The organism is Paractinoplanes ovalisporus, assembly GCF_016834655.1.
In the GTDB taxonomy this organism is placed as follows: domain Bacteria; phylum Actinomycetota; class Actinomycetes; order Mycobacteriales; family Micromonosporaceae; genus Actinoplanes; species Actinoplanes ovalisporus.
On record NZ_JAENHP010000005.1, the window covers coordinates 257,957 to 280,439 of the forward strand.

20 protein-coding genes are annotated in these 22,483 nt (G+C 71.3%); 17 read left to right on the forward strand and 3 right to left on the reverse strand.

What is annotated here, in order from left to right; translation table 11 throughout:
* Positions 1-3 precede the first annotated feature (3 nt).
* Positions 4-426: a ferritin-like domain-containing protein gene (locus JIG36_RS19080; protein ID WP_203377675.1), complete on the reverse strand. Its 423-nt coding sequence runs from the start codon at positions 424-426 to the stop codon at positions 4-6.
* A complete protein-coding gene (locus tag JIG36_RS19085; RefSeq protein ID WP_236047580.1) occupies positions 423-890 on the reverse strand; it encodes a hypothetical protein in 468 nt (155 codons plus the stop codon). Before JIG36_RS19085 ends, JIG36_RS19080 begins: the two co-directional genes overlap by 4 nt.
* Positions 891-1,067: 177 nt before the next feature.
* On the opposite strand from JIG36_RS19085, the gene rimP reads away from it, so the two are divergent.
* The 16 genes from rimP (at position 1,068) to dapB (ending at position 19,461) form a co-directional block, all read left to right on the forward strand.
* Positions 1,068-1,682, forward strand: coding sequence for a ribosome maturation factor RimP (gene rimP, locus JIG36_RS19090; RefSeq protein ID WP_203377677.1), 615 nt, complete (start codon positions 1,068-1,070; stop codon positions 1,680-1,682).
* Positions 1,679-2,713, forward strand: a complete 1,035-nt coding sequence (nusA, locus tag JIG36_RS19095) for a transcription termination factor NusA (RefSeq protein ID WP_203377678.1) — start codon at positions 1,679-1,681, stop codon at positions 2,711-2,713. The genes rimP and nusA overlap by 4 nt, the downstream gene beginning before the upstream one ends.
* A complete protein-coding gene (locus JIG36_RS19100; protein ID WP_203377866.1) occupies positions 2,691-3,092 on the forward strand; it encodes a YlxR family protein in 402 nt (133 codons plus the stop codon). The genes nusA and JIG36_RS19100 overlap by 23 nt, the downstream gene beginning before the upstream one ends.
* Before the next feature lie 92 nt (positions 3,093-3,184).
* Positions 3,185-6,235, forward strand: coding sequence for a translation initiation factor IF-2 (gene infB, locus JIG36_RS19105; protein ID WP_203377679.1), 3,051 nt, complete (start codon positions 3,185-3,187; stop codon positions 6,233-6,235).
* A gap of 153 nt (positions 6,236-6,388) precedes the next feature.
* The gene (locus JIG36_RS19110) at positions 6,389-7,411 is read left to right on the forward strand and encodes a TRM11 family SAM-dependent methyltransferase (protein ID WP_203377680.1); all 1,023 of its coding nucleotides are present in this window, start codon (positions 6,389-6,391) and stop codon (positions 7,409-7,411) included.
* Positions 7,412-7,450: 39 nt separating this feature from the next.
* Positions 7,451-7,744 carry a DUF503 domain-containing protein gene (locus tag JIG36_RS19115; RefSeq protein WP_203377681.1) on the forward strand — a complete coding sequence of 98 codons (294 nt, stop codon included), beginning with the start codon at positions 7,451-7,453 and terminating at the stop codon, positions 7,742-7,744.
* A gap of 107 nt (positions 7,745-7,851) precedes the next feature.
* Positions 7,852-8,319 carry a 30S ribosome-binding factor RbfA gene (gene rbfA / locus JIG36_RS19120; RefSeq protein WP_203377682.1) on the forward strand — a complete coding sequence of 156 codons (468 nt, stop codon included), beginning with the start codon at positions 7,852-7,854 and terminating at the stop codon, positions 8,317-8,319.
* A gap of 14 nt (positions 8,320-8,333) precedes the next feature.
* Complete coding sequence (locus JIG36_RS19125) at positions 8,334-9,368, forward strand: DHH family phosphoesterase (RefSeq protein WP_203377683.1); 1,035 nt, start codon at positions 8,334-8,336, stop codon at positions 9,366-9,368.
* A gap of 489 nt (positions 9,369-9,857) precedes the next feature.
* Positions 9,858-11,192 carry an MATE family efflux transporter gene (locus JIG36_RS19130; RefSeq protein WP_203377684.1) on the forward strand — a complete coding sequence of 445 codons (1,335 nt, stop codon included), beginning with the start codon at positions 9,858-9,860 and terminating at the stop codon, positions 11,190-11,192.
* A gap of 115 nt (positions 11,193-11,307) precedes the next feature.
* Positions 11,308-12,189, forward strand: a complete 882-nt coding sequence (gene truB, locus JIG36_RS19135) for a tRNA pseudouridine(55) synthase TruB (RefSeq protein WP_203377685.1) — start codon at positions 11,308-11,310, stop codon at positions 12,187-12,189.
* 292 nt (positions 12,190-12,481) lie between these two features.
* On the forward strand, positions 12,482-13,414 hold the full coding sequence (locus JIG36_RS19140; RefSeq protein ID WP_203377686.1) for a bifunctional riboflavin kinase/FAD synthetase: 933 nt from the start codon (positions 12,482-12,484) through the stop codon (positions 13,412-13,414).
* A 116-nt stretch (positions 13,415-13,530) separates the two neighbouring features.
* Positions 13,531-13,800: a 30S ribosomal protein S15 gene (rpsO, locus tag JIG36_RS19145; RefSeq protein WP_133874895.1), complete on the forward strand. Its 270-nt coding sequence runs from the start codon at positions 13,531-13,533 to the stop codon at positions 13,798-13,800.
* 243 nt (positions 13,801-14,043) lie between these two features.
* Complete coding sequence (locus JIG36_RS19150) at positions 14,044-16,386, forward strand: polyribonucleotide nucleotidyltransferase (protein ID WP_203377687.1); 2,343 nt, start codon at positions 14,044-14,046, stop codon at positions 16,384-16,386.
* A gap of 6 nt (positions 16,387-16,392) precedes the next feature.
* Positions 16,393-17,727 (forward strand): M16 family metallopeptidase, encoded by a 1,335-nt coding sequence (locus JIG36_RS19155; RefSeq protein ID WP_203377688.1) that lies wholly within the window; start codon positions 16,393-16,395, stop codon positions 17,725-17,727.
* 86 nt (positions 17,728-17,813) lie between these two features.
* Positions 17,814-18,719 carry a phosphatase PAP2 family protein gene (locus tag JIG36_RS19160; RefSeq protein WP_203377867.1) on the forward strand — a complete coding sequence of 302 codons (906 nt, stop codon included), beginning with the start codon at positions 17,814-17,816 and terminating at the stop codon, positions 18,717-18,719.
* Positions 18,703-19,461, forward strand: coding sequence for a 4-hydroxy-tetrahydrodipicolinate reductase (dapB, locus tag JIG36_RS19165; RefSeq protein ID WP_203377689.1), 759 nt, complete (start codon positions 18,703-18,705; stop codon positions 19,459-19,461). The genes JIG36_RS19160 and dapB overlap by 17 nt, the downstream gene beginning before the upstream one ends.
* On the opposite strand, the gene JIG36_RS19170 is transcribed toward dapB, so the two are convergent.
* Positions 19,429-21,372 (reverse strand): glycogen debranching N-terminal domain-containing protein, encoded by a 1,944-nt coding sequence (locus JIG36_RS19170; RefSeq protein WP_236047582.1) that lies wholly within the window; start codon positions 21,370-21,372, stop codon positions 19,429-19,431. The genes dapB and JIG36_RS19170 overlap by 33 nt on opposite strands.
* Before the next feature lie 134 nt (positions 21,373-21,506).
* Between JIG36_RS19170 and JIG36_RS19175 the strand changes: the two genes are divergently transcribed.
* Complete coding sequence (locus tag JIG36_RS19175) at positions 21,507-22,475, forward strand: LacI family DNA-binding transcriptional regulator (protein WP_307872792.1); 969 nt, start codon at positions 21,507-21,509, stop codon at positions 22,473-22,475.
* Positions 22,476-22,483: the final 8 nt, after the last annotated feature.

The window sequence follows — 22,483 nt, forward strand, 5'->3', positions numbered from 1 at the left end:
ATTTCAGGGACGCCCCGGGAACGGCAGCGTCACCGGGCTCACCGCGGCCAGGCGGCGCCAGCGGGTCGCCCGTACGGCCGCCTCGGTCATCGCGGCCAGGGCCGTGGCCCGGTCGTTGCCGGTGGTCACCGGCAGCACCGGCCGCCAGGCCTGGGCCACGCCGTCCTCCACGTGGATCGCCAGCTTGAGCGCGCCGGCCCGGTCGGTCACCTCGAACGGCAGCTGGTAGCCCGCGGGCGACGGCGCCGAACTGGCCTGGAGCTGGGCCAGCCGCCCGACGAGGTAGTCGCGCCGGCCGCGGTGCGCCTGCTCGGCCGTGCGCGCCTCGGTCACGTCACCCGTGGTGCTCAGGTTGACCCCGATGATCCCGTACGCGTAGATGGCCGCCTCCTCCGCCGCGAGGGCCGCTCCGAGCTGGGGGTTCATCGCAGCGCCTCGGCGTGGGTGGCCCGGCTGGCGGCGATCGAACCGATCAGGGCGGCGCGCTCGGCCGGGGCGGCCCGGCACAACGCGACCGCCGACTTCTGCGCCGCCTGCTCGGCCGAGCGCAGCGTGGCGATCGTCTCGGCCGGGGCGCCGACCGGCGGGCTCGCGCTCGGGCCGGCCGAGGGGGGCGTCTTGCCGATCAGCCGCGAGATCTCGGCCGCGTGCGTGCGGTGGTCCTCGGCCAGGGGCGTGAGCCGGGAGGCCAGACCGGGCTGGGCCGCGACCGCCCGGTCGTAGGAGGCGGCCAGCGCGACCGCCTCGTCGAGCAGGGGCTGCAGCGGATCGGGCTGCTCGGGCGGCGCGGGCTCGTCGTCGAAGAGCCCGCACCCGCTCAGGGCGGTGGTGGCCACGCCGGCCACGGTCGCTCCCAGGACCCGCCGGCGGCTGTACCCCGTGATGCTCATGCGCACCGCGCCAGTCAACACCATGGGGTACACACCGTGACCTGCGGATGGCGCGGAATCGGTGCGGCGGCGAACCGGCGCGAGCCCGGGCGCGTTACGCTCTGTCCCAGCCGCGGGGCTTTCCGGCCCGGCGGCATATAGTCGTTTGTCCGATTGTGAGAGAAGGGTCGAGCACCGATGACGCAGCGTGGTCGCGCCGGGTCCCGGCCCGGACAGCGCCCGGGGCAGCGCCGCCGTCGCGAGGACGAGGAATCCACCGTCCCCGCCGCGCCGCGCATCGACCTGACCGCCGCCCGCGCCCGCGTGCGCGAGGTGATCGAGCCGGTCGTCACCCGCGCGGGCTACGACCTCGAAGACGTCAGCGTCACCCGGGCCGGCCGCCGGCACCTGGTGCGCGTGCTGGTCGACACCGACGGCGGCATCAGCCTCGACGACGTGGCGATCGTGTCCCGCGAGATCTCGACCGCCCTCGACGCGGCCGACGAGAGCGGTGGCGAGGTGCTGGCGGGCGAATACCAGCTCGAGGTCGGTTCCCCCGGCGTCGACCGCCCCCTCACCCTGCCCCGCCACTGGCGGCGCAACCGGGGCCGGCTGGTCGCGGTCAACGGGCTGACCGGCCGCGTGGTCGACACCGACGACCAGGGTGTCGTGCTCGACGTCGACGGCACACCCCGCGAGCTGCGCTACGACGAGCTGGGGCCGGGCAAGGTGCAGATCGAGTTCAAGCGGCTGGACGAGGCCGAGTTCGACGACGAAGACGACGATGAGGACGAAGGGGAGGGCGAGGAATGAACATCGACCTCGCGGCGCTGCGCGCCTTGGAGCGCGAGCGGGAGATCCCGTTCGACACGATTCTGGCCGCCATCGAGACGGCCCTGCTGACCGCCTACCGGCACACCGAGGGCGCCCAGAGCCACGCCCGCGTCGAGATCGACCGCAAGACCGGCGTCGCCTCGGTGCTGGCGCAGGAGCTCGACGACGAGGGCACCGTGGTGCGTGAGGTGGATGACACCCCGCACGACTTCGGCCGCATCGCCGCCATGACCGCCAAGCAGGTGATCCTGCAGCGTCTGCGCGAGGCCACCGACGAGCAGCACTTCGGTGAGTACGCGGGACGCGACGGCGACCTGGTCACCGGCATCGTGCAGGCCGACGCCGCGCGGGCCGAGAAGGGCATCGTGATCGTCGACCTCGGCAAGATCGAGGCGGTGCTCCCGCAGTCCGAGCAGGTGCCCGGCGAGTCGTACGACCACGGGTCGCGCATCCGGGCGATCGTGGTGCACGTGGCCAAGGGCTTCCGCGGCCCCCAGGTCACCCTCTCGCGCTCCCACCCGGCCCTGGTCAAGAAGCTGTTCGCCCTCGAGGTGCCCGAGATCGCCGACGGCACGGTCGAGATCGCCGCGATCGCACGTGAGGCAGGTCACCGCACCAAGATCGCGGTCCACTCGACGGTCCCGGGCGTCAACGCCAAGGGCGCCTGCATCGGCCCGATGGGCCAGCGGGTCCGGGCCGTGATGAGCGAGCTGCACGGCGAGAAGATCGACATCATCGACTGGTCGGACGACCCGGCCCAGTTCGTCGGCAACGCCCTCTCGCCGGCAAAGGCCCTGCGTGTCGAGGTGGTGGACGCCGCCACCCGGACGGCCCGGGTCACCGTGCCCGATTTCCAGCTGTCGCTTGCGATCGGCCGGGAAGGCCAGAACGCGCGGCTCGCGGCCCGGCTCACCGGGTGGCGGATCGACATCCGGCCGGACAACGAGCCCACTGGATCTTCGGACCGTTCCGCACCGGCCGACCGTGATGCGGCCGAGGCGGGAAGCTGACCGGATACGCGTCCGGGGCATACGAGGGGTAGACTTTCACGTGGTCGGTCCGACGCGAACCTGTGTCGGTTGTCGCAAACGCGCGCCGGCCTCCGAGTTGATTCGGTTCGTCGCGGCCGGCTCCGGGGATGATCTCCGGCTCCAGCCCGATCCGAACCGCCGACTGCCGGGTCGGGGAGCGCATCTGCATCCTGATCCGGCTTGCTTCGCGCTGGCGGAGCGGCGCCGGGCCTTCGGGCGGGCGCTGCGTCTCCCCGGTGTTGCTGACACCGGAATGCTTGCCGAGCACATCCGTGTGGTCTCCATTCCACTCGGAACGACCGATGACACGGCCGCCGTGGCCGCGTCACGACCCAGCAAGGTAGGACGACCCAGATGAGCACACGATGAAGTCCCTGAAATGAACAGGCTTCTAGTGCACGAGTGAGGTCGTTGCGGGTGCGCTCGCACGACCTCGAAGTGAGGAGTGCAGTGCCAGGAAAGGCCCGCGTACACGAGCTCGCGAAGGAGCTCGGGGTCGACAGCAAGACCGTTCTCGCCAAGCTCAAAGAGATGGGCGAGTTCGTCAAGTCCGCATCCAGCACGGTCGAGGCTCCGGTGGCCCGGCGGCTGCGTGGTGCCCTCGAGGCAGGTTCCGCTCCGGCGGCCCCGGCCGCGTCGGCGCCCAGTGCCCCCGCCCCCACCTCCGCCCGTCCGGCTCCGCCCAACGCGCGGCCCCAGCCGCCGCGCAAGCCGGCCGCCCCGGCCGCGGGAGCGCCCAGCGCCCCCACGTCCCCGGCGGCGCCGTCACCCGGTTCCTTCGCGCGTCCCAAGCCGCCGGCCGGCCGCCCGGGCCCCACGCCCGGTCCGGTCGCCAAGCCGGCGAGTGCCCACGACATCGAGGTCGCAGCGGCCGAGGCCCGTGCCTCGGCGCTCAAGGCCGAGCAGGAGGCCGCGGTCAAGGCCGCACAGGCCGCCCGCACCCGCGACGCCGAGCGTCGCGCCCAGCAGCCGCCGGCCGACGGCGGCTCGCGTCCCCGTCCGGGCCCCAACGCGGTTCCGCCGCGCCCGGGTTCCCCGGCGGCTCGTCCCGCGGCGCCCGGTGCTCCGGGTGGTCCGCGTCCCGGCCCCGCCGGTGGTGCCCCGCGCCCGCCGCAGCGTGGTCCCGGTAACAACCCGTTCGGCGTGTCCGGCGGCGGTGGGTCCCGGCCCACCCCGAACGCGATGCCCCGGCCCAACCAGCCCGGCATGCCGCCGCGGCCGAGCCCGGCGTCGATGCCGCCGCGGCCCAGCCCCGCGTCCATGCCCGCGCAGCGCCCGGCCGGTCCCGGCCGTGGTGGTCCCGGCGGCGGCGCCGGTCGTCCCGGTGGTCCCGGCGGCGGCCGTGGCGGTCCCGGTGGCGGCGGTGGCGGCTACCGTGGCGGCCCCGGTGGTGGCGGCGGTGGCGGTGGCTTCCGCGGCGGTCCCGGTGGCGGCGGCGGTGGCGGTGGCTACCGTGGCGGTCCCGGTGGTGGCGGCGGTGGCGGTTTCCGTCCCGGTGGCGGCGGCGGTGCTCCGGCCGGTGCCGGCGCTCCCGGTCGTCCCGGTGGTGGCGGTCGCGGTCGTGGCGGCGGTGCCGCGGGTGCCTTCGGGCGTCCGGGTGGCCGGCCGACCCGCGGTCGCAAGTCGAAGAAGCAGCGGCGTCAGGAGTTCGACAACCTGTCGGCTCCGCAGATGAGCTCGGGCGCCCCGCGTGGTCAGGGCCAGGAGATCCGGCTCTCCCGCGGCGCGTCGCTCTCCGACTTCGCCGACAAGATCAACGCGAACCCCGGTTCGCTGGTCCAGGAGATGTTCAACCTGGGCGAGATGGTGACGGCGACCCAGTCCGTCTCCGACGACACCCTGCTCCTGCTGGGCGAGCACCTGGGCTTCGACGTCCAGATCGTCAGCCCCGAGGACGAGGACCGCGAGCTGCTCGCGCAGTTCAACATCGACCTCGACGCCGAGGTCGCGGAGGACCGCCTGGTCAGCCGTTCGCCGGTCGTGACCGTCATGGGTCACGTCGACCACGGTAAGACGAAGCTGCTCGACGCGATCCGCAAGACCAACGTGGTCGCCGGCGAGGCGGGTGGCATCACCCAGCACATCGGCGCCTACCAGGTGCACTACGAGCACAACGGGGACGACCGGGCGATCACCTTCCTCGACACCCCGGGTCACGAGGCGTTCACCGCCATGCGTGCCCGTGGTGCCCAGGTGACCGACATCGTCATCCTCGTGGTCGCGGCCGACGACGGCGTCATGCCGCAGACGGTCGAGGCGTTGAACCACGCCAAGGCGGCCGAGGTGCCGATCGTGGTCGCGGTCAACAAGGTCGACAAGCCCGACGCCAACCCCGAGAAGGTGCGTCAGCAGCTGGCCGACTACGGCCTGCTGGCCGAGGAGTACGGCGGCGAGACGATGTTCGTGAACGTGGCCGCCAAGCCCGGGATCGGCATCGACGAGCTGCTCGAGGCCGTCCTGCTCACCGCCGACGCGTCGCTGGAGCTAACCGCTCCGATCGACGGGGCGGCCCAGGGCGCGGTCGTCGAGTCGCACCTCGACAAGGGTCGTGGTGCGGTCGCGACGGTGCTGGTGCAGAAGGGCACGCTGCGGGCCGGCGACTCGATCGTGGCGGGCGGCGCGCACGGTCGCGTCCGCGCCATGCTCGACGAGAACGGCAACCAGGTCGCCGAGGCCCTGCCGGCCCGTCCGGTCCTGGTGCTCGGTCTGACCTCGGTGCCCGGCGCGGGCGACACGTTCCTCGCCGGCGAGGACGACCGCACGGTCCGGCAGATCGCCGAGCAGCGGCAGGCCCGCCGCCGCGCGGCGAGCTTCGCCAACTCGCGCACCAAGGCCACCCTCGAGACGCTCATGGAGCAGCTCAAGGAGGGCGAGAAGACCTCGCTCACCCTGGTCATCAAGGGCGACTCGTCCGGTTCGGTCGAGGCCCTCGAGGACGCGCTGTTCAAGATCGAGATTCCGGACGAGATCCAGCTCAAGGTCATCCACCGCGGCGTCGGTGCGATCACCGAGAGCGACGTGAACCTGGCGTCGGCTTCCTCGGAGGCCACCGCCACGATCATCGGCTTCAACGTCCGGGCCTCGAACAAGGTCAAGGAGATGGCCGACCGGGCGAACGTGGAGATCCGCTACTACAGCGTGATCTACCAGGCCATCGAGGAGATCGAGGCCGCGCTCAAGGGTCTGCTCAAGCCGGAGTACGAAGAGGTCGAGCTGGGCACGGCGGAGATCCGCGAGGTCTTCCGCTCGTCCAAGATCGGACTCATCGCCGGTTGTATGGTCCGCACCGGTCTCATCCGCCGCAACGCCAAGGCCCGTATCCTGCGGGAGGGCACTGTGGTGGCCGAGAACGTCACGATCAGCTCGCTGCGCCGCTTCAAGGACGACGCCACCGAGGTCCGCGAGGGCTTCGAGTGTGGTCTGACGCTGAGCGGTTTCGGCACCCCGCAGGTCGGCGACGTGATCGAGACCTTCGAGATGCGTGAGAAGCCCCGCGCGTAATTGCGAGTGCTGGTGAAGCGCCCCCGTCCGCGGCAACGCGGGCGGGGGCGCTCGCTATGTGAGCCCACCCCGTCCGCGGCAACGCGGGCCGGGGCGCTCGCTTGGTGAGCCCGGCGGCGGAGGCGCTGACCGGGTCCTGACAAAATCGACGGCATGTCCCGGTACGTTCTTCTGCTCGCGCCCTCCGCCAACCGCGTCTACGCCGATCAGGCCGCCCAGCTCGCGATCGCCGAACTGGCCGGTTTCGCGCCGGCGCTCTCAGCCGGCCTCGACGACATCGAGGTCACCACGCTCGGCGGCGTGGAATATCTGGCGTTCACCGGCGAGCTGAGCGTGCGCGACGTGGCCTACCTGTCGAACCTCTCGGCGGCGTACGCGCTGTTCGAACGCACCGGTGACGACCACCTGCGCCCGGTCATGATGACGCCGCTGGCCCGCTACGACAGCGACCTGATCACCATCCCGAAGTACGCCGGCAAGACCAACGAGCAGTTCACCAAGCTCGTCCTCAACCTCACGATCCTGGCCTCGGCGTGGCCCGGCCGTCTGCTCGACGGCGGACTGACCGTGCTCGACCCGCTGTGCGGCCGGGGCACCACGCTCAACCAGGCGCTGATGTACGGCTTCGACGGCATCGGCATCGAGATCGACGGCAAGGACGTCGAGGCGTACAAGCTCTTCCTGCAGACCTGGCTCAAGCGGAAGCGGCTCAAACACACCGCGGACCTCGTTCCCGTACGGCGTCAGGGCCGTCGCGCCGCCCGCCGGCTCGAGGTGACCATGGCCGCCAGCAAGGACGACCACAAGGCGGGGGCGGTGCAGAAGCTCGTCGTGCTGCAGGCCGACACCACCCAGCTCGAGGGCCTGTTGCGCGGTGGTGTCGCCGACGTGCTGGTCGCCGACCTGCCCTACGGGGTCGCACACGGCTCCTACGACGAGGACGGCGGCATCACGCGGCGCCCGCTCGACCTGTTGGAGCGGGCCGTGCCGCAGTGGCTGCCCCTGCTGCGGCCGGGCGGAGCGATCGGGCTGTCGTGGAACACCAAGGTCGCCCGGCGCGAGCTGGCCGAGGACATCCTGCAGGCCAACGGGCTGGAACTCGTGCCCCAGCTGCCCCTGGTGCACCGGGTCGACCAGGGCATCGAGCGGGACGTGCTGATCGCCCGGCGAAATTGAGCCGCGAACTGTCGTACCCCGGCAGTACCCTTCGCGCTGATGTATACCGAGACCGCAGTGTTCGACCTGCTCCTGCCCGGCGACTCGCGTTCGCTCAAGCAGAAGCGCTCCTACGTCCGCCCGATCCTCGCCATGCTGAAGAAATACGAGGTCAGCGCGGCTGAGGTGGGCTTTCACGACCTGCACGCCCGGGCCCAGCTCGGCGTGGCGGTGGTGGCGGCCGAGGCCGCTCAGGCCCGGGCCGTCATCGACACCTGCGAGAACCAGGTGGCCGGCCGGCCCGAGGTCGAGCTGCTGTCGGTCAAGCGCCGTCTCTACGGCGACGACGACTGACGCGGACGGCCGACGGGGACGTTCGGGCCGGCGGGCTCGTGGGTAGGCTTTCAGCAGTTGGGCGGGGGCTTTTCTGACCCGCGGGATCATAGTCGGAGGTGGGCGATATGTCGGACCCGGCCAAGACGCGTCGGCATGCGGAACGCGTACGGGAACTGGTGGCGTCGCTGGTACGTGAGATCAAGGATCCCCGGCTCGGCATGGTGACCATCACGGACGCGCGGATCACCGGTGATCTGCGCGAGGCCACGGTCTACTACACGGTGCTCGGCGACTCCGCGGAGCAGGCGGGCACCCAGGCCGCGCTCGAGAGCGCCAAGGGCATGCTGCGCAGCCGTGTGGGCCACGCCCTGGGCCTGCGGCACTCGCCGAGCCTGGCCTTCGTGCTCGACAACGTGCTCGACCACGCCAAAGAGATCGACGACCTGCTCGCCGAGGCGCGCCAGCGCGACCAGGAGGTGCAGCGGCTGTCGGCCGGCAAGCAATACGCGGGCGACGCCGACCCCTACAAGAGCGACGACGAGGACGACGACGAGACCACCGAGCGGGTCGGCGCCCGCGAGGACCAGAGTTGACGTCGTCTGAGGTAATGCGGCCCGGCACTGAGCCGGGCCGCTCGTCTTCCGGCATCCGCGACCGCGACTGGGACGCCGCCGTCGCCGCGATCCGCTCCGTGCCCCTCGACGCCGAGGTGCAGCTCATCTGTCACGTCAACCCCGACGGGGACGCGCTGGGCAGCATGCTCGGCTTCGCCCTGGGGCTGCGGCAACTGGGCTTCACCGGCCTGCGCGCGACCTTCCCAGGCGAGTTCGACGTTCCGGAGCCCTACCGCGCTCTCCCGGGCGCCGACCTGCTCGTCGAGGAGCGGGAGGCGTACGCGGAACCGGCCTTGATCCTGATCTTCGACGTGGCGTCCGAATCACGCCTGGTCGGGCTGGCCGGCCGGCTCGACGGCGCCGCGCCGGTGGTGGTGCTCGACCATCACGCCTCCAACACCAGCTTCGGCGATGTGAACCTGGTCGACCCGGCCGCTGTCGCGACCTCCGTGGTGGCCGACGAGCTGCTGGTCCGGCTCGGGGTCGAGCTCGACGCCGAGATCGCCGAATGCCTCTACGTCGCCCTGGCCACCGACACCGGCTCGTTCAAGTTCGTGCGTTCGCCGTCGGTGCACACGCTGGCGGCCCGGCTGATCGCCACCGGCATCAGCCCCGGCGAGATCGCGCGCCGCATCTTCGACACCCGCCCGTTCGGCGCCATGAAGCTGGCCGGCGAGGTGCTGGGCCGGGCGCTGCTCGAACCCGAGGCGGCGGGCGGGCACGGCATGGTCTGGACCTACGCGACCAACGCCGACCTGGAGCGGCACCACCAGAGGCCCTACGTGCTCGACTCGCTCATCGACCCGGTGCGTGGGGTGGCCGAGGCCGACGTGGCGGTGGTGGTCAAGGAACTGGTGCCGGGGGAGTGGTCGGTGTCACTCCGCTCCAAGGGGGGTGTCGACGTGAGCGCGGTCGCGGTCGCGCTGGGCGGCGGGGGCCATCGCTTGGCGGCGGGTTTTACGGCGTACGGAACCCCCGGTGAGGTCATCGCCCAGATCCGCCCGTTGCTGGACGCCAACCTGGCCTGACCTGCACTGCAAGGCGCGCGCTCTCATGGAGGGCGCGCGCTTTTGTGTTCCCGGGTGACTGTCGGGTATCCGCCCGCTGTCTCGATTCGTGGGAACCGCGCTCCAGAAGGCGGACCTGAACGATAGTTTGGTCCCTGAACGGTGATTTGGTTTTGCGCGGCCGTGACCACCGCCCGCCGTGGAACCTCGAGCCACCCGGGTTCACCCATCCGGGTCGCGTCACCCAGCGCCGAGCGCCCGGCGATCCCGGGCCGGCCCCGATGTGACGCCTGCTCGACCGATCCCTGCGGCGTGTGCCCGTTCGGCCGCGCCCACACCCACCGTGGAAGGACCACGATCATGGCTGCCAAGCCGAAGCCCCAGAACACCGACGAAGCCCGCGAGGCTGCCCGCCGCGCCCTGCAGACGTCGATGGACACCCGCCAGTAATTCGGGTAAGCACCACACTGAATTGCAGTCCTTACGGCTGGGCGGGCATCATGACTGTCCATGAGCCCGCCTGCCCAGCCGCACGCCGCACCTGAACAGGCGTCCGCCCGCCGCATCGCCCAGCTCGCCCTGCCGGCGCTGGTCGTGCTGGCCGCCGAGCCGCTCTATGTGCTGGTCGACACCGCCGTGGTGGGCCACCTCGGTCCCGTGCCGCTCGCGGCCGTCGCCGTCAGCGGTTCGGTCATGTCGCTGGCCGCCTGGCTCGGCGCGCTCATGGCCTATGGCACCACCGGCCGCGCCGCCCGGCGCTTCGGTGCCGGTGACCGGGCCGCGGCCGTCGCCGAGGGTGTCCAGGCCTCCTGGCTGGCGCTGACCGTCGGCGTCCTGCTGGCCCTGCTGGCCCAAGCCTTCGCCGGACCCCTGGCCCACGCGCTGGCCGGCGATCCCGAGACGGCCGAAGCCGCCGCCGGGTGGTTGCGGGTCGCCGCGCTCGGCGCTCCCGGCCTGCTGCTCGCCGCGGCCGGCAACGGCTGGATGCGCGGGGTGCAGGACACCCGCCGCCCCCTGATCTTCGTGCTGGGCGCGAACGTCCTGTCGGCGATCCTCTGCCCCCTGCTGGTCTATCCGGTCGGCTGGGGTCTCACCGGCTCGGCCGTCGCCAACGTGATCGCCCAGAGCGTGTCCGGCGGCTTCTTCCTGTACGCGCTGGTCCGCGAGACCCGGCAGCTGCGTCCCAGCCCGCAGATCATCGGCCAGCAGCTGCGCCTCGGGCGTGACCTGCTCATCCGCGGCGCCGCCTTCCAGGCCTGCTTCCTCTCGGCGACCGCGGTGGCCAGCCGATTCGGCGTCGAGTCGGTCGGCGCCCACCAGATCGCCCTGCAGCTGTGGTTCTTCAGCGCGCTCGCCCTCGACGCGGTCGCGATCGCCGCCCAGTCGCTGGTCGGGGCCGCGCTCGGTGGCGGCAGCGCGGACGACGCCAAGGCGGTGGCCCGCAAGGTGACGATCGCGGGCGGGCTGTCCGGTGTCGTGTTCGCCCTCTTCGTGACCGCGGGCGCCGGGTCGATCCCCGGCTGGTTCACCCCCGATCAGGGGATCCACGACCAGGCGGCGGTCATCTGGCCCTGGTTCATCGGGCTGCTGCCGTTCGCCGGGGTGGTCTACGCGCTCGACGGGGTGCTGATCGGCGCCGGCGACGTGCGTTTTCTCCGCAACATCACGCTGGCCGCGGCGTTGCTGGGCTTCCTGCCCGCGATCTGGATCGCCTACTTCTTCGACCTCGGCCTGGGCGGGGTGTGGGCCGGGCTGGCCCTGCTGATCGCGATCCGGTTCGTCACGACCGTGTGGCGCTGGCGGTCGGATCGGTGGGTCGTCACCGGAGCTTCCCGGAGCTCCTAGCTTTCTGGCGCGGTGCGCGGTCTTCCGGGTGGTGCCGTGAGAGCGGGTCCTCCCGGGGGCTTTCCAGGGTGGTGCCGTGACAGTGGGTCCTCCTAGGGGCTTCTAGGGTGGTGCCGTGAATGCGGACGGACTCATCGTGGTGGACAAGCCGGCGGGGATGACCTCGCACGACGTGGTGGCGCGCATCCGGCGGCTGGCCAAGACCCGGCGCGTCGGTCACGGCGGCACGCTCGACCCGATGGCGACCGGTGTGCTGATCATCGGGGTCAACCGGGCGACGCGCCTGCTCACGTACGTGATCGGCTCGTCCAAGAGCTACGCCGCGACGATCCGCCTGGGCCAGTCGACGATCACCGACGACGCCGAGGGCGAGATCACCGCCACGTCCGGGGTCGACGAGGTCACCGACGTCGCGATCCACGACGGGCTGGCCCGGCAGCGCGGCGAGATCGACCAGGTGCCGAGCGCGGTCAGCGCCATCAAGATCAATGGGGAGCGGGCCTACAAACGGGTGCGCGAGGGCGAAGAGGTCTCGATCCCGGCCCGCCGGGTCACGATCTCGCGGCTCGACGTGCTCGATATCCGGCACACGGCCGACGCGGTCGACGTGGATATCGACGTGACGTGCTCGTCCGGCACATACATCCGGGCCATCGCCCGCGACCTGGGAACGCTGCTCGGCGTCGGTGGCCACTTGACGGCGTTGCGACGTACGGCGGTCGGCGGCATGACGCTGGCCGAGGCGCGCACGCTGGAGCAGCTGGAGGCGGTCGCGCCCGACGTGGTGACGCTCCCGATGGCCGAAGCCGCCCGGCAGGCGTTCCCGCAGCGCGAGGCGACGGCCGACGAGGCGCGGGTGCTGAGCCACGGCGGGCCGCTCGCGCCGGTGGGTATCGAGGGCCCGTATGCGGTGTTCGCGCCTTCAGGTGAGGTGCTGGCGATCGTCTCGGAGCGGGAGGGGCGGGCGCGGGCCGAGATCGTGCTGGCGCCGGCGTAGCGGGGGCAGGCGTCGAGCGGGCCGAGATCGTGCCGGCTCTGGCGTAGCGGGGTGTCAGCAACGCCACGGGCCGGCGGCTGTGGACAACGCTCCGCGCGGCCTTGACAGGGCGTAACGTCCCTGCCGTTCCCCAGGGCGGGTGGGGGTTTGGGATGGCCGCTCCAGCCGATGAACCTCGTACAAGGAGCGGATACCGAGAAATGCCTATAAAAGCCGCTCAAACGGCATGTAACGGCCGAGGGGGCGGGCTATACGCTGTGCGGGACGCAAGGGCTGACGGAGGCGCGTGAACATGCAGCGGTGGCGGGGATTCGAGGCTGTGCCCGGTGGGTGGGGGCGCTCGGTCGTCACGATCGGGGTCTTCGACGGCGTGCACCGCGGCCACCAGGCGATCATCGGGCACGCGGTGAAGCGGGCCCACGATCTGGGGCTGCAGTCGGTGGTCATGACCTTCGACCCGCACCCGGCCGAGGTGGTTCGCCCGGGCTCGCACCCGGCCGTGCTGACCGAACCGGTGCGCAAGGCCGAACTGATGGAGCAACTGGGTGTCGACGCGCTCTGCGTGGTGCCCTTCACCCCGGCGTTCTCGCAGCTCAGCCCCGACGCGTTCGTGCACGACGTGCTGGTCGAGGCGCTGCACGCGGCCGTTGTGGTGGTCGGTGACAACTTCCGCTTCGGGCACCGCGCCGCCGGTGACGTGACGCTGCTGGAGCGGCTGGGCGTGCAGTTCGGCTTCACCGTCGAAGATGCGCCGCTGGTCACCGAGGACGGGCTGGTCTTCTCCTCGACGTACATCCGCAGCTGTGTCGACGCGGGGGACGTGCGCGCCGCCGCTGCTGCTCTCGGGCGGCCGCACCGCCTGGCCGGCGTGGTCGTGCGCGGCGACCAGCGGGGGCGCGAGCTCGGGTTTCCGACGGCCAACCTGATGGTGCACCGCTATGCGGCGGTGCCGGCCGACGGCGTCTACGCGGCGTGGCTGATCCGCGGGGGCGAGCACGCCGCGCGCCTGCCCGCGAGCGTGTCGATCGGCACCAACCCCACGTTCTCGGGGCGCGAGCGGAGGGTCGAGGCGTACGTGCTCGACTTCGCGGGTGACCTCTACGGCGAGCGGGTGAGCCTCGACTTCGTGGCCCACCTGCGCGAACAGCGGACGTACGACGCCATCGAGCCGTTGGTGGCCCAGATCAACGCCGATGTCGAAGAGACCCGCGCGCTGCTTCGATGACACCCTGGTAGGGTTGAGGTGACGCTGGATGTCCAGCGACCGGTCCCGCCTGCCTGCCCGACGCCGCGGGCCGCGGAGAAACCGCTTCTCACCGGCAACACAGAATTACGGAGAACATGGCGCTCGATCAAGAGACCAAGACCAAGATCATCGACGAGTACAAGGCGAAGGACGGCGACACCGGGTCGCCCGAGGTCCAGGTCGCGATGCTCACCAAGCGGATCGCCGACCTGACCGAGCACCTCAAGACCCACAAGCACGACCACCACAGCCGTCGTGGTCTGCTGCTGCTGGTCGGCCGCCGCCGCCGCCTGCTCAACTACGTTCAGAAGAAGGACATCCAGCGCTACCGGTCGCTCATCGAGCGCCTCGGCCTGCGCCGATGACTTGACGGGGGAGTGGCCGCCTGGCCGCTCCCCCGAGCTTTACCACCCACGGACCCGCGCGGTGATGCCGAGGCGAGCCACCGGTCCTCGGTAGTGGTTCCCAGGCCATGCGAGAGGTTTTCCGACCAGCGCGATCGAGCGAGGTCTGAACGACCCTCGTCCTGGGCACTTCGATCGAAGACCGGCAGCCTAAAACCGCGATGTGCAGACCGCCGGGTCCTCGACGAAGGAGTACCGCACCACATGACAGAGCAGAACACCGCTCTCGGCACCGAGTTCCGCACCGCCGTCATCGACAACGGCTCGTTCGGCACCCGCGAGATCACGTTCTCCACCGGCCGCCTCGCCAAGCAGGCCGCCGGATCGGTCATCGTCCAGCTGGGCGAGACCGTCGTCCTCTCCGCGACCACGGCCAGCAAGCAGCCGAAGGAGCACTTCGACTTCTTCCCGCTGACCGTCGACGTCGAGGAGCGGATGTACGCCGCGGGTCGCATCCCCGGCTCGTTCTTCCGGCGCGAGGGCCGTCCCAGCGAGGACGCGATCCTCACCTGCCGCCTGATCGACCGGCCGCTGCGCCCGTCGTTCACCAAGGGCCTGCGCAACGAGGTCCAGGTCGTCGAGACCGTCCTCGCGCTCGACCCCGCCCACCCGTACGACGTGGTCGCCATGAACGGCGCCTCGATGTCGACCAAGCTGTCCGGCCTGCCGTTCAGCGGCCCGATCGGCTCGACCCGCGTCGCGCACATCGACGGCCAGTGGGTCGCCTTCCCGACCATCGAGGAGCTCGAGCGGGCCACCTTCGACATGGTCGTCGCGGGCCGCACGCTGGAGGACGGCGACGTCGCGATCATGATGGTCGAGGCCGAGGCCACCCCGAACGCGGTCAAGCTGATCGCCGCCGGCGCCACCGCCCCGACCGAGGAGGTCGTGGCGAGCGGTCTCGAGGCCGCCAAGCCCGCCATCCGCGAGCTGTGCCGCGCCCAGAGCGAGCTGGCCGAGGTCGCCTCGAAGCCGGCCGTCGAGTTCCCGGTGTTCCTGGAGTACCAGGACGACGTCTACTCGGCCGTCACCGAGGCCGTCCGCGCCGAGACCGCCGAGGCACTGAAGATCGCCGCCAAGCAGGAGCGCGAAGAGGCCCTCGACCTGGTCAAGGCCAAGGCCCACGACCTGCTCGACGAGCGTTTCGAGGGTCGCGAGAAGGAGATCAGCGCCGCCTTCCGCTCGGTCACCAAGAGCGAGGTGCGCCAGCGGGTGCTGCGTGAGCAGGTCCGCATCGACGGCCGCGGCCCGCGCGACATCCGCCCGCTGACCGCTCAGATCGGCGTGCTGCCCCGCGTGCACGGTTCGGCCCTGTTCGAGCGGGGCGAGACCCAGATCCTGGGCGTCAGCACGCTGAACATGCTGCGCATGGAGCAGGCGCTCGACACCCTGGCGCCCGAGAAGTCCAAGCGCTACATGCACAACTACAACTTCCCGCCGTACTCGACCGGTGAGACCGGCCGGGTGGGTTCGCCGAAGCGCCGCGAGATCGGTCACGGCGCGCTGGCCGAGCGGGCGCTGGTGCCCGTGCTGCCGTCGCGCGAAGAATTCCCGTACGCGATCCGCCAGGTCTCGGAGGCGCTGGGCTCCAACGGCTCGACGTCGATGGGCTCGGTCTGCGCCTCGACCCTGTCGCTGCTGAGCGCCGGTGTGCCGCTGAAGGCGCCCGTCGCCGGCATCGCCATGGGCCTCATCTCGGACGAGGTCGACGGCAAGACCCAGTACGTCGCGCTGACCGACATCCTGGGCGCGGAGGACGCGTTCGGCGACATGGACTTCAAGGTCGCCGGCACCAGCGAGTTCGTGACCGCCCTGCAGCTGGACACCAAGCTCGACGGCATCCCGTCCGACGTGCTGGCCGGCGCCCTGCAGCAGGCCCACGACGCCCGCGCGACGATCCTCGGCGTGATGGAGGCGGCGATCAGCGCCCCGGCCGAGATGTCGGAGTACGCCCCGCGCGTCACCTCGGTGAAGATCCCGGTCGACAAGATCGGCATGGTCATCGGCCCCAAGGGTCAGACGATCAACGCGATCCAGGACGAGACCGGCGCCGACATCTCGATCGAGGACGACGGCACGATCTACGTCGGCGCCACCAACGGCCCGTCGGCCGAGGCCGCGGTCGAGCGGATCAACGCGATCGCCAACCCGACGCTGCCCAAGGTCGGCGACAAGTTCCTGGGCACGGTGGTCAAGACGGCCGCGTTCGGCGCGTTCATCTCGCTGCTGCCCGGCCGCGACGGCCTGCTGCACATCAGCAAGGTCGGCGACGGCAAGCGCGTCGAGAAGGTCGAGGACTTCCTCAACGTCGGCGACAAGGTCGAGGTGTCCATCGCGGACATCGACGCCCGCGGCAAGATCTACCTCGACAAGGTCCGCCCCGAGGGCGCGGAGGCCCCGGCCGCCGCGGAGGGCGGTTCCTCCGAGGGTGGCCGTCCGCCGCGTGAGCCGCGGGGTGACCGTGGCGAGGGTGGTGGCGAGCCCCGCCGTCGCCGGTCCCGCCCGAGCGGTGACCGCGGTGACCGCGGTGGCGAGCGTCGCGACTAATCACCAGTGACAACGAGTGACCGCGGGTCGGCTGCCAAGCCGGCCCGCGTTTCTACCAGGACCCTCTCGGACGGCGCCAAGCGCACCGTCCTGCCTTCCGGGCTGCGCATCGTCACCGAGGCCATCCCGACCACCCGCAGCGCCGCCCTCGGTGTGTGGGTGGGCATCGGCTCGCGCGACGAGACGCCCGGCATGTCCGGCGCGTCGCACTTCCTCGAGCACCTGCTCTTCAAGGGCACGCACAAACGCACCGCGCTGGAGATCTCGTCCGAGATCGAGGCCGTGGGCGGCGAGACCAACGCCTTCACCACGAAGGAGTACACCTGCTACTACGCGCGGGTGCTCGACGCCGACCTGCCGCTCGCGGTCGACGTGCTCTGCGACGCGGTGGCCGACTCGATCATCGAACCGGCCGACGTGGAGACCGAGCGTGGCGTGATCCTCGAAGAGATCGCGATGCACGAGGACGAGCCCGGTGACGAGGTGCACGACGTCTTCACCGAGGCGATCTTCGGGACGCACCCGTTGGGCCGGCTGATCTCGGGGACCGAGGAATCGATCACCCCGATGACCCGGAACCAGATCAACGGGTTCTACCGGCGGCGCTACACCGCCCCGAACATCGTGATCGCGGCCGCGGGCAACCTCGACCACGCCACGGTCGTCCGGCTCGTGCGCAAGGCGCTGGCGGGCACGGCGCTCGACTCCGCTCCGGCGGCGCCGGCCGGACCCCGTACGGGATCGAAGCGGGTGCCCACCCAGAAGCCGCACACCGTCGTCCGCAACCGCGACACCGAACAGGGCCACCTGGTGCTGGGCGGGGTCGGGATCGGTCGCCGCGACGAGCGCCGGTTCGCCCTGGGCGTGCTCAACAACCTGCTCGGCGGCGGGATGTCGAGCCGGCTGTTCCAGGAGATCCGCGAGAAGCGGGGCCTGGCCTACTCGGTCTACTCGTACGCGAGCCAGTACGCCGATGCCGGCCTGTTCGGCGTCTACGCGGGCTGCGCGCCGGGCAAGGTGGAGGAGGTCCTCGACCTCGTCCGCACCGAGCTCGAACGGGTGGCGGTCAAGGGCGTCAGCGCCGAGGAGATCGCGCGCGGCAAGGGCATGGCCAAGGGTTCGTACGTGCTGGGCCTGGAGGACACCGGCTCGCGGATGAGCCGGCTGGCCAAGGCCGAGCTGCTGTACGGCGATCTCATGTCGGTCGACGAACTGCTGCGGCGGGTCGACGACGTGACCCCCGACGAGGTGAACGAGATCGCGACCGAGCTGCTGGCCCAGCCGATGTCGCTGGCCGTGGTCGGACCCTTCGACGAATCCGCGTTCGGCCCCCACCGCTAACCTTGGTGCCCGTGACCACGCTGGAGACTCCGCCGCCGCCCACCCCCGCCATCACGCCCGATCAGCGGAAACGCCGGATCGTCGGGATGCTGGTGTGGGCGGCGGCCTTCGCGGTCTTCGTGTGGCTGGTCGGGGTGCCGACCAGCGACCCGATGACCGCCTTCGGCTGGTTGTGGCTGGCCACGATCGCCTGGCGCAACTATCTGCCCTGGCGGGAGCACCTGCTGTTCCTGCGCGACTGGGGTCCGGTCGTACTGCTGCTGGTCTTCTACAACGTGTCCCGGGGCGCGGCCGACGAACTGTTCAAGCCGCACGTCTATCCGCTGATCGACGCGGACGTGGCCATGTTCGGATGGCTCACCGACGACAAGATCCCGACGGTCTGGTTGCAGGAGCACCTCTACACCAAGGCGGTTCCGTGGTGGGAAGTGATCACCACCCTGGTGTACATCTCGCACTTCCTGGCCGTGCCGACGGTGGCCGTGGTGCTGTGGGTGCGCAACCGTGGCTTGTCCTACCGGTTCATGCGCCGGTGGATCACGCTCAGCATGGCCGGCCTGATCACCTACTTCCTCTACCCGGCGGCCCCGCCGTGGTGGGCCTCCCAGTACGGCTATCTGAGCGATCACGTCGAGAGGTTCTCCTCGCGCGGCCTCGACGTGATCGGCCTGCACGGCGCCGGCAACACCCTGAACGCCCTGCAGGTGCACCAGTCCAACCCGGTCGCCGCGATGCCGTCACTGCACACCGCGTACGCGATGATGGCCGTCGCCTTCTTCCTGCCGATGGTGCGCAAGCGGTGGTGGCCGTTGCTGCTGGCCTACCCCCTGGCGATGACCTTCACCCTGGTCTACACGGGCGAGCACTACATCATCGACGTGCTGGTCGGCTGGCTCTACGTGGCGGGCACGTTCGCCGTCGTGGCCTTCGCCGAGCGCTGGTGGGCGCGGCGCAAGGCTGCGATAAATTATCCGGGTGACTCAGCAACCTGATTCGATCCGCGTCGGCGTTCTCGGTGCCCGGGGCCGCATGGGCCTCGAGGTCTGCAAGGCGGTCGACGCCGCCGGCGACATGGAACTCGTCGCGATGATCGATCAGGGCGACGAGCTGTTCAAGGCGTCCGACGCCGGCGCCCAGGTGTTCGTCGACTTCACCACCCCCGACGTGGTCATGGACAACCTGCACTGGGCGATCGACCAGGGCATCAACATGGTCGTGGGCACCACCGGCTTCACCGGGGAGCGTCTCGACCAGGTTCGCGGCTGGCTCGACGCCAACCCCGGGGTGGGCGTGCTGATCGCCCCCAACTTCGGGCTCGGCGCGGTGCTGATGATGCAGTTCGCGACCCGGGCCGCGCGGTATTTCGAGTCGGTCGAGGTCATCGAGCAGCACCACCCGCGCAAGCTGGACGCGCCCAGCGGCACCTCGACCCACACGGCCAAGCTGATCGCGCAGGCCCGGGCCGAGGCGGGTCTCGGCCCGATGCCCGACGCGACCAAGGAAGAGGTCGACGGGGCGCGGGGTGCCGACATCGACGGGGTGCGCGTTCATTCCGTACGGGCGTCGGGTCTGGTCGCCCACCAGGAGGTGTTGTTCGGGTCGCTCGGCGAGACGCTGACGATCCGCCACGACTCCCTCGACCGGGTGTCTTTCATGCCCGGCGTCCTGCTCGGCGTACGCAAGATCCTCGAGCGTCCCGGTCTAACCGTCGGCTTGGACTCGTTCCTCGACTGACAACCCCTCGGGCAGGCCGGTGAGCTTGCCGCCCTCGAACGACACCGGCCGGCCGGCGATGATCAGGCCGGTGACGGTGGGGGCGTCGGGGAGCGGGCGGAGGCGGACCACGCCGTTGGGCACGTCGGGGTCGAGGCCCAGCAGCGACTGGACGATCAGCACCGCGGCGGCGGCCGCCCACGCCTGCGGGTGACACGAGGCCGGGTACGGCATGGGCCGGCTGATCTCGGCGCGCGCGTCCCCCGCGTACAGCTCGGGAAGCCGGAACCCGAACGCCTCGCCCGCGCTCAACAGGCCGTCGACCAGGCGCCCGGCCTCGGCCGCGAAACCGCCCCGGGCCAGCCCGGCCGCCACGATCGCGGTGTCGTGGGCCCAGACCGAGCCGCAGTGGTATGACAAAGGCGCGAACCCGCCGTCGTCGGCCGACATCGTGCGCAGGCCGTAGCCGCCTGACATGCCCTCGGAGCCGAGCGCCGCGGCGACCCGGGCCTCCTCGTCGCCGGTCAGCATGCCGGTGCCCAGCAGATGGCCGATGTTGCTGGTCAGCGAGTCGACCGGGTGCTTGTCACGGTCGAGCGCGAGCGCCGGGTAGCGACCGCCGTCGACCCAGAACGCGCCCCGGAACCGGGCCGCGAGGTCGTCGGCATATTGCCGCCAGCGGTCGCCACCGGGACGGCCGAACGCGTCGAGCAGGGCGGCGCCGTCGAGGGCGGCCCGGAAGGCGTACCCCTGCACCTCGGCCAGCGCGATCGGCGGGTCGGCGAGGCGGCCGTCGTGGAAGCGGACCGCGTCGTGCGAGTCCTTCCAGCCCTGGTTGGCCAGGCCGCGGCCGGTCGGGTCGAGGTATTCGAGGAAGCCGTCGCCGTCGGGGTCGGCGTGGTCGGCGAGCCAGCCCAGCGCCGCTTCGAGCGCGGGCAGCAGCGCCTCGACCTCGGCCGGGTCGTGCCCCCAGCGCCAGGCGTCGTGCAGCAGGCTGATCCAGAGCAGGGTGGCGTCGATCGTGCCGTAGTAGACGGCGGGCAGCCGCCCCTCGACGTCGACGTCCGAGCGCCGCAGCTCGTGCATGATCTTGCCGGGGGCCTCGCCGGTCGCGGGGTCGACCCTGGTGCCCTGACGGCGGGCCAGCACCCGCAGCGTGCCCAGGGCCAGGTCGGTGCCGAGGGGCAGCATCATGCGGGCGGCCCACAGGCTGTCCCGGCCGAACAGCGTGAGATACCAGGGGACGCCCGCGCCCAGGAACGTGTCGCCGTCGTCGATCGCGGTGGTGAGGCGCAGGGCGGCCAGGTCGTCCAGGGACTGGTCGAGCAGGCGGGACAGCCGGCGGTCGGGGCCGGTCACCGTGGGGCGGGAGAAGGAGCCGCGGGGGCCGGGGAACATGACGGCGTGTGGATCGTCGACCTGCAGTGACCAGCGCAGGACCACCGACTCGCCGGGCGGGATCGTGATCGTGCGGTTGAGGTCGCCTTCCAGGCGTACGGGAAAATTGTCTTTCCTGGCCGATATGCTCCCGGATTTGACTGCCTCGATCGGCGCGAGATCGGAGGCGGTCTCGATCGTGAGAGTGGTCGTGACGGGGGCGTCGGCGGTGGAAAAAATCGTGATCTCCTCCTCGAGGCCACCAGGGCGGACCCGGCGAAGGCGGTCGACCCGGACCGTCGGATCGGGACCCGGATTGCCGAGCCGGCGGGCGAGCGAAACGAACCGCGTGGCACCCGGCCCGGCCTGCGCGTGCCCGATCGGCTCGGGCTCGTGGCCGTCGAGACGCAGCACGGCCAGCGACAGCACCCGCCGGTCGGCGTGGAACACCCCCTGCACCCCGGCGGCCCGGATCTGACCGTCGGGCCCGGAGAGCGCCGAGGTCGGCGCGGCGAGGGTGGGCACCAGATCGTGCAGAAGAGGCTGGAGAGGCAAGAGAAACTCCCGGGTTGACAGCGTGCCGGGGTGCAGGCAAAGTGCGAAACAACCCCGTAACTTGATCGATCCAATCCTGCCCTATCAGAATTTGATCGTTCAAGACCTAGAGAGGCCTCACTTCGGTGGAAAAGGTGACGATCGCGACGGTGGCCCGCCGGGCCGGTGTCTCGCGCCAGACAGTGTCCAACGTGATCAACACGCCGGATGTGGTGCGCGAGGAGACCCGCGAGCGTGTCCGCGAGGCGATCACCGCGCTCGGCTACCGGGTCAACCAGGCCGCGCGGCAGATGCGTACCGGCCGGTCCCGGCTCATCGCCGTCCGCATCGAGCCCGCCCGCGACGGCATCAACGGCTCGGTGCTCGACCGCTTCCTGCACGGCCTCACCGACGCCGCCGGGCTCGCGGGCTATCGCGTGATGCTCTACACCGCCGACGGTGACGACGCCGAGATCGCCACCTACGACGAGCTGCTTTCCGCGTACGACCTGGACGCCTTCGTCCTGACCAGCACACACCACGGAGATCCCCGTACGTCGTGGCTCGCGGCCCGCGACGTGCCGTTCGTGACCTTCGGCCGGCCGTGGGGCGCGCCCGACACCCACTCCTGGGTCGACATCGACAACGCGGCCGGCACCGCCGCCGCCACCGAACACCTGCTCGCGGCCGGTCACCGCCGGATCGGGTTCCTCGGCTGGCCGGCCGGTTCCGGGGTCGGCGACGCCCGGCGCGAGGGCTGGCACCGGGTCCTGGGCCCGTGGGGCCCGTCGGCCGCCACGGTGGACGGGGTCGAGCCCGGCGCCGCGGCGGCATCATCCCTTCTCCGGAGCGACGATCCGCCGACCGCTCTCGTCTGCGCCAGCGACTCCCTCGCCCTCGGCGCCCTCCAGGCCGCCCGCGAGACCGGCCGGGACTGCGCGGTGGTCGGGTTCGACGACACCGCCGTGGCCGGCGCGATCGGGCTGACCAGTGTCAGCCAGCCGCTCGCCGAGGCCGCCGCCCGCTGCATGGGCCTGCTCGGCGAGCTCCTCGACGGCCGCGCGCCGTCGTTCCCGACGACTGTCCTGCTCCCTCCGTCCCTGGTCGTCCGCCAGACGGCCTGACTCCCCTG